This window comes from Pseudomonas lactis (genome assembly GCF_001439845.1).
Classification (GTDB): domain Bacteria; phylum Pseudomonadota; class Gammaproteobacteria; order Pseudomonadales; family Pseudomonadaceae; genus Aquipseudomonas; species Aquipseudomonas lactis.
Map to the genome: position 1 here is coordinate 89,450 of NZ_JYLO01000018.1, position 12,244 is coordinate 101,693.

The following is a 12,244-nucleotide window of genomic DNA, read 5'->3' on the forward strand; positions in this document are numbered from 1 at the left end:
ATTCATGCATGGACGATCCTCGTGGATATAGCCCATGTTACAAGATGTTCACCGCTACTCAATGGAACTTTCAACCTTACCGGCAATTGCGTCGCTTAAAGCCTCGGTCGCCCGCCATGAACGCCTCCAGCATGTGCGGGATCAGCGTCACGATATCGACCGCTTCGCCGTAGGTCTGCGCATGCAGCGCGGCGTAATGTTCCAGGTCGGCCTTCAGGCTGGCTGGGCATGCGAAAGTCAACTTGACGGTCTCGGTCTTGGGTAGCGGCCCCAGCCGCAATTTCTTGGTCGGTGTGTTCATCGTGATGTGCCTCGATTGAAAAATAAGGGCTGGTACGGACGCAACACTAAATCCTTGTTAACAATGATCCGTACCGGCAGCCCGGGCCGACTGGTCAGTGTGGGCTGGATGTTGAGGTTGCGCCGGGTCATCTCCTGCCCGACCTGATTGATACTGTCCTGCGCACTGTCGCGACCGGCGATGATGACGCGATCCCCATCCTGTCGGTTCTCCGGGGCAGCCAATTCAGCGCCGACACCCAGCAAGGTCGTCAGCACGGCACCGGCGAAGATACGATCCCAGTGCCAATCGACCTCATCCTCCAGACCGGCGTAGCCAGCGGCATCGGTGCCGACCAGGTTGTCGAGCGTCAGCGAGGACGTATCGGGCAGGATGATGCGGTTCCACATTACCTGCACTCGGCTCTGGCCGTAGCTCACCTGACTGTTGTACTTGCCCAGAATGCGCGAGCCTTGTGGGATCAGCAGGAGTTTACCGGTGGCGGTGTCATAGACCGGCTCCGTCACCGTGGCGATCACATCGCCCGGTAGATCGGACTTGATGCCGGTCACCAACGCCCCAGCGATTACCGTTCCGGCCATGACCTGGTACGGCGAGACTGGCATTTGTAGATTGCCGGAATGTCGGGTATCCGTGGAGTCGCCATTCAGGAAAGCCTCTTTCTGCGCCTGCCGGTTCTGTACGGCAGTCGGGTCAGTTGGCTGGGCCGCCGTCGAGGCCGGGCCTGCGGCCAAGGGGTCGAAGGCTGCATTGGTGGCAAAGCCCGGTGCGGATGCGACCTGTGACTGTGCGACCGGCGCGGCGGTTTGCGTACCGGTGCGGAAGAACACTGACGACGCTGCCGCTTCCTCGGCTTCCTTCAGGCGCGCCAGGCGTTCCGCCTCGGCTGGGTCATGGCCTGGAGCAGCATAAGCGGCCATGGCTGGCTGCTGTGACCTCACGATGGCTGGCCCCAAGTCGCCCGGCAGCGGTGGCCCCAGTTCAGGCACATTGAGAGGCACAGCTGGCGGCAGCTTGGAATAATCAGCCGGAAGCTGGTTGAGCCCTTCGGAGCGCGATACCCGATCCACGTTGTAAAGCTCGGTCGATTCGTTCGCTCCACGCCGCTGCGGTTGCAGCGACCACATCAATGCACCCAGTACGGCGACTGCCAAGCCGCCGCACAGCGCGGCGAGCATGCGCCGATTCAGGCGTGTAACCGAACGCGGCTGAGCGCGTAGCGCGACAGTGTCCGGGGCCGCCTTGGGCGGCATGTCCGGCACCGGAACATCAGCGGGATTATCCTGGTTCATGGTCAATTCCTCCGCGCTACGCCATCGGTGCGCTCGATACGCACCACGTCGCCCTTGTCGGCCCCGAGGCGTAATTCAGCCGCGCCAAACAAGCGATCCACGATGTAATACGGCGAGCGAAAGCGGTAGTTCACCAGTTGGCCATCACCCTGCGCGCCGATCACGAACAGTGGTGGCAGCTCGCCTTGGGCAATCCCACTGGGGAACTGGATATAGACCTTCTCGCCATCATCAAACGCCCGCACCGGCTTCCACGGCGGATTGCTGCCGCTGATCGCGTAGCGGAAGCGAATATTTTCCAGCGACAAGCCGGTATCGACCGGCGCGGCGGCGCTGGCCGCGTGCGCCTGGCGCTGCAAGGCCAGCATCCGATCCTTCGGATAGTCCCAGGACACCGAGGCCATCCACGCCTTTTCGGTCGAGGTCAGTTCCAGAAGATAGGTGCGGCGGCTGGTGGTGATGACCAAATTGGTCTTCAGCCCGGATCGGATCGGTTTGACCAGCACATTGACGCGCAGATCAGCACCGCTGCCGCTGGACGTGTCGCCGACGATCCAGCGCACGGTATCGCCAGCGGCCACCGTCACCAGTTCCTCGCCAGGCTGGAGCGCGATCACGGTCACGCGGCCCACGGACGCATAGACCTGATACAACGCGCCATCGGTGTACGGCCAGACCTGGATGGCATTGACGTAGCCTTCTCGCGTAGGGGCGATGCGCGCTTCCTGATTGGCCCACGACACCCGCACCCTTTCATCTGCTGGTTCTGGCACGGGTTTCACATCCTCCAGTCCCGGCAGTGGTTTCAGCTGCGCGGGCAAAGGCAAGGGTTCGGGAACCGCCGCCACCTCAATGGGTGCGGGCGGCTCTGGTAGCGCCTGTGCCTGAACCGGCTCATCCAGCGAAATGGCGGGCGGCGGTTTGCCCTGTGTGGCGCAGCCCGACAGGGCAAACAAAATCAACAGGATCTGCGGTACGTCGTATTGTCGGAAACCCATATTCATGGTCTTGCTCCTTCAGAAGAATCCAGTTCACGACTCCACGCCAGACCATTGACGTAGATGCCCAGCGGGTTACGGCGCAGACGCTCTTCGCTGCGCGGGGTTTGCAGGACGATGGACACCACCGCCGTCCACCGCTCCAGTCCGGCGGCAGCGCCATTGGTGTAGCGGCGTTCCGTCCAGCGCACGTTGAATGACGTGTCGCTGGCGCGGACTACGCTGGTGATCTGCACCGTCACCGACTCCTTGCCGATACGGGTGAATGGATCGTTGGTACGGGCGTAATCGTTGAGCACCGCCGCGCCCTTGTCGGTGGTGTAGTCATAGGCATCCAGCCAGTTCTGCCGCACCACGATGGGGTCGATCGACAGCGAACGCACCAGCCCGATAAAGCGCGCCAGATGGTGCGCGGCCTGGGCATCGTTGGGCTTGTAGGGTGTGGCGGCTTCGCCCACGGCGCGCACCTGGCCTGCCTGATCCACCTCGATAACGTAGGGCGTGACGATGGACTGCGCCGAGCGCCAGACCAGGCCGCCCGCCATCAACAAGGCCAGCACCAGACAACCGAAGGCCATCAAGCGCCAGTTCTTCGCCTGCACGCGGGCTGAGCCAATCCGCTCATCCCAGACCTGGGCGGCGGATTGGTACGGGGTGGCAGGTTGCGGTGTATCGGCATAGCGCACCTGCGGTCGTTTGAATCGCATGATCTTCTCTCCTTATGAATCTGAATCGCGCAGACTCGGGCCGGAACCCGAACCGCCGCCGTCGCCACCGCGCAGCGTGTGTGCGGCTGTCGTAGCGGCCTGAGTCATCTGCTGGCGACGATGCAGGCGCTTGGCCCAAGCGGGTTGTTCCTGCTTGACGGGTGCCGCTTCGCTATCCTGTGCGGCAGAATCGCTGCCAGATGCCGCACCAGCACCAGCACCAGCACCGGTACTGACGCCGGATGCCTGTGGAGCAGGCGCAATGGCGGCGGCAGCCCGCTCTTTGAGCGAGTGCGCCCCGGCGGCAACCTTTTGGCTGGCCGCATGGGCACCGCTCCTGGCCACATTGCCCACGCCAGAGGCAGCGCCTTTGAAACCCCCTCCGGCACCTGCTAAACCCGCCTGAAATGCGGATGTGGCGCTGCTGGCGGTGGACGCCATCGAGCGCGCACCGCTGACTGCCATGCGAGCCGCGCCGGGGGCCATCCGCGCTCCAGCGGCTACCGCAGCCCCGGCACCGGTGGCCGCAGCGCCGATAGCCACGGCTGTACCGGCTGCACCGACAGCCGCACCGGCCATGGCTCCGGCTCCAAGCTGCGGCCCGCCAGAAATCAGCCCCGTAGCAATGCCCGGCCCAAAGATGCCGAGCGCGAGCAAGGCAAGCGAGGCCAGCATCACCACCAATGCATGGTCAACGGAGGGTTCATCCGGTACGGTCTGAAATTCGGCGAACAGGCCCGAGCCGATGCCGACAATCACCGCCAGCACCAACACCTTGACACCCGACGACACCACATTGCCCAGTACCTTTTCGGCGAGGAACGAGGTCTTGTTCCACAGCGCAAACGGCACCAGCACGAAACCGGCGAGCGTGGTCAGCTTGAACTCGATCAGCGTGATAAAAAGCTGCACCGCCAACACGAAGAAACACAGAATCACCACCAGCCAGGCAAGGAACAGCACCACGATGGGATCAAGGTTGGTGAATACCTCGGGAAACCCCGCCAGATCACCGATCTGCTCCAGAATCGGCGCGCCCGCGTCAATGCCGACCTTGGCCAGTCTTCCCGGTTGCAGAAAGTTCTCCATGCTCAAGGTTGAGCCGGTAGCCATCAGGCCCAGACCGGCAAATGACCGGAACACAATGCCCGCCAGCCAGTTGAAGTTACCGATGATGTAGGCGAAGGCGCCGACATAGAGCACCTTGCGCAGCAGCTTGGCAATCACGTCATCACCCTGGCCGGTCGCGTGGCTCATGGCCCAGTACAGCCCGGCGATGGTCATGTCGATGACGATCAACGTGGCGGTGAGAAACGCGACTTCACCTTGCAGCAACCCAAAACCCGAGTCGATGTAGCGCGAAAACGTATCGAGGAAGCGGTCAATGACCGTCACGTCATTCATGGCCGATCTCCATCAGTTGCCGTAGAACCGCACGGGATGTGGTGTGTACGGCGTGCCGTCCCCGTGGAAGCGCCGCCGTACCTCACGGGAACGCTCGGTCGCCGCCGCCTGCCGCGCCAGTTCCAGCGACGCCGCGCGGTCCTGCGTGATCTGGAGTTGCTGCGCCTGGATGGACTGTTTCGCCTGCAAGGCCAGGAGCTGGTTGGTAGCCTGGGTCGCTTGCAGTGCGCCCGTAGCGGATTGACTCTGGCTGACCAGATCGGTCAAAGCGCTTTCGTCTTGCGCCAGGTTCTGCGACACCTGCGCTTGCATACGCATGGCGGTGTGCAGGCCGTCGAGGGTGTTCTTCCAACGTTCGCGGGCATCAACAGCCATCTGATCGCCGCTGACGGTGGCGGCGTATTGCTCGGGATAGAGCCGTGCAAACTCCCGATCCATGGCCGTCACGTCATAGGCCAGCCCTTGCGCCTCGGCAATCAGCCGTTCGGTGGTGGCCAGTGTCAAGCGCAGGCGGTTGACGATATTGAAATCAAGATGGGTCAGGTTGCGTGCCTGATTCACCAACATCTGTGCTTCGTTCTGAAGCTGATTGATCTGGTTGTTGATCTGCTCCAGCGTGCGGATCGCGGTCAACGTGTTCTGTATCAGGTTGGTCGGATCAATCACGGTGAAGGCCGTTGCGGGCGGCGCGGACAGCAGCGACACCGACAGCACGGCGGCAAGTGAAACGGACAGCAAACGGGGCTTGGTCTTCATGGCAGATTCTCCTGGGAAAGGAAGGAGGAAGTGGACGGCGTGAGTCCGGGGTATGTGGGCAGCAGATCAGCCGCCCAATCTAGGCCGCGATGGCGCAGCCAAGCGCCCACGAAATTAGGTAGGCTGGCGTCGGCCAGCACGCGGTCCATATCGCGTTGCGCTTGCGGCGAGGACGCGCCCGCAAAGGCCAACGCGGCTGGCCCCAGGTCGAGGTCGAACAGGCGATTTCCCAGCCGCGACTGGTAGTAGTAATCGCGCTTGGGCGCTGCTTCGGCAACGATGCGGATCTGGCGGCTGTTCAAGCCAAAGCCCTGGTAGATTGAACGGATCTGCGGTTCGGTCGCCTGCGGATTGGGCAGAAAGATGCGGCTGGCGCAGCTCTCCACGATGGCCGGGGCGATGCTGGAGTTCTGGATGTCAGCCAGGCTCTGCGTGGCGAAGATCACCGACACGTTTTTCTTGCGCAGTGTCTTGAGCCACTGGCGGATGCGCGCGGCGAACACCGGGTCATCGAGAAACAGCCAGGCCTCATCGAGAATCAGCAGCGTGGGCGCGCCGTCGAAGCGTTCATCAAAGCGTGCGAACAGATAGCCCAACACGGCCAGCACGGCGGCCTTGCTGTGCATCAGTTCTTCCATCTCAAAGCACTGCACGGAACCGGAACCCAGGCGATCCGAATCCGCATCAAGCAGCTTGCCGTGTGCACCGCCCAGCACATAGGGCGAAAGCCCCTGACGTAACGCGTTGGATTGCAGTAGCACCGACAGGCCGGTGAGTGTGCGCTGTTCCACCGGCGCACCAGCGAGGCTGCCCAGCGCCGACCAGATAACCGCCTTCTCGTCCGGGCCAATCGCCATACCTTCATGCAGCAGCCGTCCTTCGACCCACTCGGCAGCCCAGGTGCGATAGCCCTCCTGGTCAATGCGCGCCAGTGGCTGGAAGGCGATGTCGCCGTCATTGCCCAGGTCGTAATGCTCGCCGCCCAGGCCCAGGATGGTGGCGCGCATGGAGCGGCCCATATCGAAGGCGAAAATGCGCGAACCGGGATAGCGACGGAACTGCAAGGCCAGCGTCGCCAGCAGTACCGACTTGCCCATACCGGTCGGGCCGGCCACCAAGGTATGGCCCACGTCGCCGATGTGCGTGACCAGCCGGAACGGCGTCGCGCCATCGGTACGGGTCACGATCAAGGGCGGCCCATCCAGATGCTCATTGCGCTGCGGTCCTGCCCACACCGCCGACACCGGCATGAGATGCGCCAGGTTCAAGGTCGAGATGATGGGCTGGCGCACGTTGGCGTAGGCATTGCCCGGAATCGACGACAGCCAGGCATCGACGGCATTCAGCGTCTCGGGAATCGTGACAAACCCCCGACCCTGAATAACGCGCTCGATCAGGCGCAGCTTTTCATCGGCGCGGGCCGCATCGTCATCAAGCACGGTCACCGTCGCCGTGACATAACCAAACGCCACTTGGTCGCTGCCCAGCTCCTGCAAGGCAGCATCCGCGTCGGCGGCCTTGTTGTCGGCATCGGTATCGACCAGCGGGCTTTCCTGTTGGAAGATGGTTTCACGCAACAGCGCGACCACGTTCTTTCTTTTTGCGAACCACTGGCGGCGCAGCCGGACCAGTTCCTTTTCCGCCTCGGCCTTGTCCATGCACAGGAACCGGGTTGACCAGCGGTACGCAAAGCCAAGGCGGTTCAGGTCGTCCAGCAGCCCTGGCCAGGTCGACGTCGGAAAGCCTCGCACCGACACCACGCGCAGGTGCTGGTCGCCCAGCATGGGTGCCAGACCACCGACCAGCGCCGAATCGGCCAGCAGTGCGTCGAGATGGAACGGCACTTCTGGTACACCAATGGGGTAACGCCGTGTTGAGATGGTCGCGTGCAGATAGGTCAGTGTCTGGCTGTCATCCAACCAGGCAATCTCCGGCATCACGCCATCGAGCAGGTCAAAGACCCGATCCGTTTCCGCGATAAAAGCAGCCAGGCGTTCGCGCCAATCCACACCCGCGCTCGGCGTGTTCTCATACAACAGCTTGGCCGCACGGGCACGGGATTCCTCCGGCGGCAGGAACACCATCGTCAGGTGATAGGCGCTTTCAAAGTGGCTACTCGACTCTTCAAACGCCGCGCGGCGTTCCTCATCCACCAGCCAGGACAGCGGTTCGGGAAAGTCCGAGTGCGGATAGTCCGCCGCTGTTCGGCGCTCGGCTTCAATGAACAACGCCCAACCCGACCCCAAACGGCGCAGCGCATTGTTGAGCCGCGCCGATGTGGCAATCAGTTCGCTGTGTGTCGCGCTGTCCAGGTCTGGCCCACGGAAACGGGCCGTTCTCTGGAACGAACCATCCTTGTTCAGAACAATGCCTGGCGCGACCAGCCCGGCCCAGGGCAGCCAGTCGGCCAGCAGCGCGGGACGTTGGCGGTATTCGGCGAGATTCAACATGGCACTCCCCTCACACGTCCAGCAACGCTTTATGCTTGATGTGCCGGGCGAACACGGCCATGAACTGCGGATCAAGCCGCGCGCCCCAGACCGCCAGCGAATGGCCGACGATCCATAGCACTAATCCGGGAATCCACAATTGCAGGCCCAGCCCGACAGCGGCGGCCAGCGTACCGTTGGCAATCGCCACAGTGCGTGGCGCACCGCCCAGCAGGATCGGTTCAGTCAGCGAGCGATGCAGCGGTACTTCAAAGCCAAGCGCAAACTCCTCGGGCGTACTCATACGATGGCCCCGCCGGAGAAGCTGAAGAACGACAGGAAAAACGAGGACGCAGCGAAGGCGATGGACAGGCCGAAGACGATCTGGATCAACTTGCGAAAGCCGCCGCTGGTGTCGCCGAAGGCCAGCGCCAAGCCCGTGGCGATAATGATGATGACCGCGACAATGCGCGCCACCGGCCCCTGAATGGAGTCGAGGATAGATTCCAACGGCCCTTCCCAGGGCATTGATGACCCGGCAGCCTGCGCCGTGCCGGCTACCAGCAGCATCAAAGCGGCGAGCAGCAGTCCCTGTCCGGCAGGACGGGCCAAACGGCGCAGCCGTGCCAAGTTAAAAAGCGGATTGTCAGAAAGACGGAAAGCATCAACAGGCGTCATGGCCGTTCTCCAGAGTGTTTGAGGATTGAGGAAGGAATATCTGAAACAGGCGGTAGCTCGGGAAGCGACGCTTCCAACGCATCCGTCAGGTGATAGCCCATGCCGTCGAAGCCAACGACGCGGGCAATGGTGTCGATGCGGCGCTTGCGGCCACGACCGGCGATATAAACGACGACATTGACCGCCTCGGCGATCAGCGCACGCGGCGGATTCACCGCGACTTCGAGAATCAGTTGCTCCATGCGCAGCAACGCGCCCAGCGCGGAACTGGCATGGATGGTGGCAATGCCGCCGGGGTGCCCTGTGCCCCAGACCTTGATGAGATCCAGTGCCTCGCCGCCGCGCACCTCGCCAACGATCACCCGATCAGGTCGCAGGCGCATCGTGGCGCGCACCAGCTCCTGCATGGTCACGACCCCGGCACGGGTACGCAGCGGCACATGATCGCGAGCGGTGCATTGCAGCTCGATGGTGTCTTCAAGCACCAGCACCCGGTCGCCGGTGGCGGCGATTTCGGCCAACAAGGCATTCGCCAGTGTGGTCTTGCCGGTACTGGTGCCGCCGGCGATCAGAATGTTCTGCCGCTCATGCACGGCCCGCACCAGAAAGTCCACGTGCGCGGCGGTCATCATGCCGTCGCTGACGTAGCGCTCCAGCGGAATCACGCCCACGGCGCGCTTGCGCAGCGCAAAGGCGGGACCGGGAGCCGCCGGTGGCAGGATGCCCTCGAAGCGCTCGCCGGTTTCCGGTAATTCGGCGGTCAGCAGTGGCTGACCACGATGGACTTCTGCGCCAACGTGGGCAGCTACCAGCCGGATGATGCGTTCGCCATCGGCTTCTGACAGCTCCACGCCTAGCGGTGCGCGGCCCGATGACAGACGATCCACCCAGAGCGTGCGGTCGGGATTGAGCATGATCTCCACCACATCCGGGTCTTCCAGTGCGGCGGCGATCAGCGGCCCCATCGCGGTGCGCAGCATCTGGATACGGCGATCCAGTGAGGTGGATAGAGAGGATGGCGAAGACTGCGGCGCGGCGTTCATGAGACACGCTCCCGCTCGTCAAACGGCGCTGTCGCGTCATCCATTCGTACCGGTTCGGGGTGCAGTTCCTCCACCACGTCACGCACCAGGCTGCGACCACGCAGCAGGTGGCGGCCCAGCTGTTCGACAAACTGCTCGAACCTGGCCTTGCCCTGGGCGCGGACGGCATCCTGATGGGCTTCGGGAACCGGCGTACTTACCGTCAGGTAGTAGCGGACAAACAGTGCCAGTGTCTCAATCTGGATATTCTGGTCGCGCTCCAGACGCTCGAACTGGCGCGACAGCCGATCCAGCCGCTTGGCGATGGCCGCCTCGCGCTGGTCGCCTGCGTCCGGCGACAGCCAGGACGCCAGCGCGGCGGCGACGATGGACGACTTGGAGACGCCTTTCTTGGCGGCCAGTGCGTTCAGGCGCTTGGCGTGGTCGGGGTGGATGAAGAGATTCAGGCGGGCTTGGCTCATAGCTGGATTCCATCGTCAGGATCAAGAGATGCCAGCCGCGCCGTGCGTTGCAAGGTCGGATCAAGCTGGCTTGGAAGAGAGGTCGAGAGAGGCAACGGAAAATCGTCGTCATCGAGCAGCGAGAGGTCGCTGGTCGGATATTCCGGTTCGGGGCTGTAGGTGGTGACGTCGGACAGCTCCGGTTGCTGGCGTGGGCCGCCGTCATCGGCCGAGTCACCCGACCCAGCCGTTGCAGCAACATCCGGCATGGCAGGGACGGCTAACGCACTCCAATCGTCGGCGCGTGCCGACGGGACATCGGCATAACCACCGTCCGTCAGTGTCGGCGGCGGCAACACACGGCGCTTGAAATTGGCGTCGGCGTAGTAACGCAGCTTCTTCGCCTTGATCGGCGCATGACCTGCCACCATCACCACCGACTCGTCGGTGGGCAGTTGCATCACTTCACCCGGCGTCAGTAGTGGCCGCGCCGTTTCCTGCCGCGACACCATCAGGTGGCCCAGCCACGGTGCAAGCCGATGGCCTGCGTAGTTGCGCTGGGCGCGTAGCTCGGTTGCTGTGCCCAGCGTTTCGGAAATGCGCTTGGCGGTGCGCTCGTCGTTGGTGGCGAACGTCACCCGCACATGGCAGTTATCCAGGATGGAATGGTTTTGCCCATAGGCTTTGTCGATCTGGTTAAGCGACTGCGAAATCAGGAAAGCACGCAGGCCATAGCCCGCCATGAAGGCCAGCGCCGACTCGAAAAAATCCAGCCGCCCCAGCGCCGGGAACTCGTCAAGCATCAGCAGCAGCTTGTGGCGGCGCTCCACGCCATCGCTGCCATCCAACGATTCGGTCAAGCGCCGGCCGATCTGATTGAGGATCAGCCGGATCAACGGTTTGGTACGGCTGATATCCGACGGTGGCACCACCAGGTACAGCGACACAGGATGCTCGGCAGAGATCAGGTCGGCGATACGCCAGTCGCATCGGGAAGTGACTTCGGCCACCGTGGGATCGCGGTACAGGCCAAGGAACGACATCGCCGTAGACAGCACGCCCGACCGTTCGTTGTCGCTCTTGTTCAGCACTTCACGGGCGGCTGATGCCACGACGGGGTGTGGCACCTCGCCCATGTGCCGTGTGGTCATCATCCGGTGCAATGTCAGTTCAAACGGGCACGCCGGATCGGACATGAAGTTGGCAACGCCGCGCAGCGTCTTGTCTTCACCCGCATAGAGCACATGCAGGATCGCGCCGACCAGCAGTGCATGGCTGGTTTTCTCCCAGTGGTTGCGCTTCTCCAGCGCCCCTTCGGGATCAACCAGAATGTCGGCGATGTTCTGCACGTCGCGCACTTCATGCGTGCCGCGACGGACTTCCAGCAGTGGGTTGTAGGCAGCGGACTGAGGATCAGTGGGATTGAACAGCAGGCAATGCGAGAAGCGTGAGCGCCAGCCAGCGGTGATCTGCCAGTTCTCACCCTTGATATCGTGGATAACGGCAGAGGCTGGCCATGACAACAGCGTGGGCACCACCAACCCGACGCCTTTGCCGGATCGGGTCGGTGCGAAGGTCAAGACATGCTCGGGGCCTTCGTGGCGCAGGTACTGGTCATCATGCAAGCCGAGAAAGACACCCGCTGGATTGGTCAGTCCGGCTTTACGGATCTCTGCCGCATCCGCCCAGCGGGCGGAACCATAGGTTGTGACCTGGCGGGATTGGCGAGAACGCCAGATCGACATACCGATGGCAACCACCACGGCCAATAGACCGCTGCCACCGGCAATGGCACCACCGATGTCAAACACATGCGATGCATAGGCATCAAAGAAGAACCACCACTCAAATAACTTCCAGGGGTGATAGATCGGCGTACCGAAGAAATCGAACCAGGGCGTGCCAAGGCGTACTTGATAGCCCAAGGCGGCGGCTGTCCATTGTGTGGCACTCCACACACCGGCGATCACGATGCCGAACACAACGGCAACCTGCCCGAACAGCACGTTCGTCCCCTGCATGGCCTGGCCTCCGATTCTCCTGTGCAACCTTGCGCTGAAAGGCGACACAACAACGTGCCGCAATCACGAGGATCGGTGCCGGGTCAGTGCCGGTCAAAGACCGTTATCGGGACAAAGGTCGAGAAAAAAGCATGAGTTCGTGCAGGGGGAAAAGCAGGAAAAACGCCGCAAGCGA

12 protein-coding genes are annotated in these 12,244 nt (G+C 62.7%); all 12 read right to left on the minus strand.

Going from position 1 to position 12,244, the window contains the following annotated elements; genetic code table 11:
* Positions 1–76: 76 nt before the first annotated feature.
* The 12 genes from TX24_RS26620 to TX24_RS26675 are packed head-to-tail and all read right to left on the minus strand — an operon-like array spanning position 77 to position 12,069.
* Positions 77–301, minus strand: a complete 225-nt coding sequence (locus tag TX24_RS26620; protein ID WP_034071747.1) for a DUF2274 domain-containing protein — start codon at positions 299–301, stop codon at positions 77–79.
* On the minus strand, positions 298–1,593 hold the full coding sequence (locus TX24_RS26625; protein WP_034071748.1) for a TraB/TrbI/VirB10 family type IV secretion system protein: 1,296 nt from the start codon (positions 1,591–1,593) through the stop codon (positions 298–300). Before TX24_RS26625 ends, TX24_RS26620 begins: the two co-directional genes overlap by 4 nt.
* A gap of 2 nt (positions 1,594–1,595) precedes the next feature.
* Positions 1,596–2,597: a P-type conjugative transfer protein TrbG gene (gene trbG, locus TX24_RS26630; RefSeq protein ID WP_034071750.1), complete on the minus strand. Its 1,002-nt coding sequence runs from the start codon at positions 2,595–2,597 to the stop codon at positions 1,596–1,598.
* Positions 2,594–3,298, minus strand: coding sequence for a conjugal transfer protein TrbF (trbF, locus tag TX24_RS26635; protein WP_034071752.1), 705 nt, complete (start codon positions 3,296–3,298; stop codon positions 2,594–2,596). Before trbF ends, trbG begins: the two co-directional genes overlap by 4 nt.
* A 12-nt stretch (positions 3,299–3,310) precedes the next feature.
* Complete coding sequence (trbL, locus tag TX24_RS26640; protein ID WP_034071754.1) at positions 3,311–4,702, minus strand: P-type conjugative transfer protein TrbL; 1,392 nt, start codon at positions 4,700–4,702, stop codon at positions 3,311–3,313.
* A gap of 12 nt (positions 4,703–4,714) precedes the next feature.
* Positions 4,715–5,458, minus strand: coding sequence for a P-type conjugative transfer protein TrbJ (gene trbJ, locus TX24_RS26645; RefSeq protein WP_057711766.1), 744 nt, complete (start codon positions 5,456–5,458; stop codon positions 4,715–4,717).
* The gene (gene trbE / locus TX24_RS26650) at positions 5,455–7,908 is read right to left on the minus strand and encodes a conjugal transfer protein TrbE (RefSeq protein WP_034071758.1); all 2,454 of its coding nucleotides are present in this window, start codon (positions 7,906–7,908) and stop codon (positions 5,455–5,457) included. Before trbE ends, trbJ begins: the two co-directional genes overlap by 4 nt.
* Positions 7,909–7,918: 10 nt before the next feature.
* A complete protein-coding gene (locus TX24_RS26655; protein ID WP_034071760.1) occupies positions 7,919–8,191 on the minus strand; it encodes a VirB3 family type IV secretion system protein in 273 nt (90 codons plus the stop codon).
* Positions 8,188–8,565 carry a TrbC/VirB2 family type IV secretion system protein gene (locus tag TX24_RS26660; protein WP_034071761.1) on the minus strand — a complete coding sequence of 126 codons (378 nt, stop codon included), beginning with the start codon at positions 8,563–8,565 and terminating at the stop codon, positions 8,188–8,190. The genes TX24_RS26655 and TX24_RS26660 overlap by 4 nt, the downstream gene beginning before the upstream one ends.
* Positions 8,562–9,608: a P-type conjugative transfer ATPase TrbB gene (gene trbB, locus TX24_RS26665; RefSeq protein WP_034071763.1), complete on the minus strand. Its 1,047-nt coding sequence runs from the start codon at positions 9,606–9,608 to the stop codon at positions 8,562–8,564. Before trbB ends, TX24_RS26660 begins: the two co-directional genes overlap by 4 nt.
* Positions 9,605–10,069, minus strand: coding sequence for a CopG family transcriptional regulator (locus tag TX24_RS26670; protein WP_034071765.1), 465 nt, complete (start codon positions 10,067–10,069; stop codon positions 9,605–9,607). Before TX24_RS26670 ends, trbB begins: the two co-directional genes overlap by 4 nt.
* Positions 10,066–12,069, minus strand: a complete 2,004-nt coding sequence (locus TX24_RS26675; RefSeq protein WP_034071766.1) for a conjugal transfer protein TraG — start codon at positions 12,067–12,069, stop codon at positions 10,066–10,068. Before TX24_RS26675 ends, TX24_RS26670 begins: the two co-directional genes overlap by 4 nt.
* Positions 12,070–12,244: the final 175 nt, after the last annotated feature.

What these genes read in the sequence shown, in the direction of transcription:
- TX24_RS26620 (WP_034071747.1), bottom strand. Translation starts at nt 301, where the DNA reads ATGAACACACCGACCAAGAAATTGCGGCTGGGGCCGCTACCCAAGACC.
- TX24_RS26625 (WP_034071748.1), bottom strand. Translation starts at nt 1,593, where the DNA reads ATGAACCAGGATAATCCCGCTGATGTTCCGGTGCCGGACATGCCGCCC.
- trbG (WP_034071750.1), bottom strand. Translation starts at nt 2,597, where the DNA reads ATGAATATGGGTTTCCGACAATACGACGTACCGCAGATCCTGTTGATT.
- trbF (WP_034071752.1), bottom strand. Translation starts at nt 3,298, where the DNA reads ATGCGATTCAAACGACCGCAGGTGCGCTATGCCGATACACCGCAACCT.
- trbL (WP_034071754.1), bottom strand. Translation starts at nt 4,702, where the DNA reads ATGAATGACGTGACGGTCATTGACCGCTTCCTCGATACGTTTTCGCGC.
- trbJ (WP_057711766.1), bottom strand. Translation starts at nt 5,458, where the DNA reads ATGAAGACCAAGCCCCGTTTGCTGTCCGTTTCACTTGCCGCCGTGCTG.
- trbE (WP_034071758.1), bottom strand. Translation starts at nt 7,908, where the DNA reads ATGTTGAATCTCGCCGAATACCGCCAACGTCCCGCGCTGCTGGCCGAC.
- TX24_RS26655 (WP_034071760.1), bottom strand. Translation starts at nt 8,191, where the DNA reads ATGAGTACGCCCGAGGAGTTTGCGCTTGGCTTTGAAGTACCGCTGCAT.
- TX24_RS26660 (WP_034071761.1), bottom strand. Translation starts at nt 8,565, where the DNA reads ATGACGCCTGTTGATGCTTTCCGTCTTTCTGACAATCCGCTTTTTAAC.
- trbB (WP_034071763.1), bottom strand. Translation starts at nt 9,608, where the DNA reads ATGAACGCCGCGCCGCAGTCTTCGCCATCCTCTCTATCCACCTCACTG.
- TX24_RS26670 (WP_034071765.1), bottom strand. Translation starts at nt 10,069, where the DNA reads ATGAGCCAAGCCCGCCTGAATCTCTTCATCCACCCCGACCACGCCAAG.
- TX24_RS26675 (WP_034071766.1), bottom strand. Translation starts at nt 12,069, where the DNA reads ATGCAGGGGACGAACGTGCTGTTCGGGCAGGTTGCCGTTGTGTTCGGC.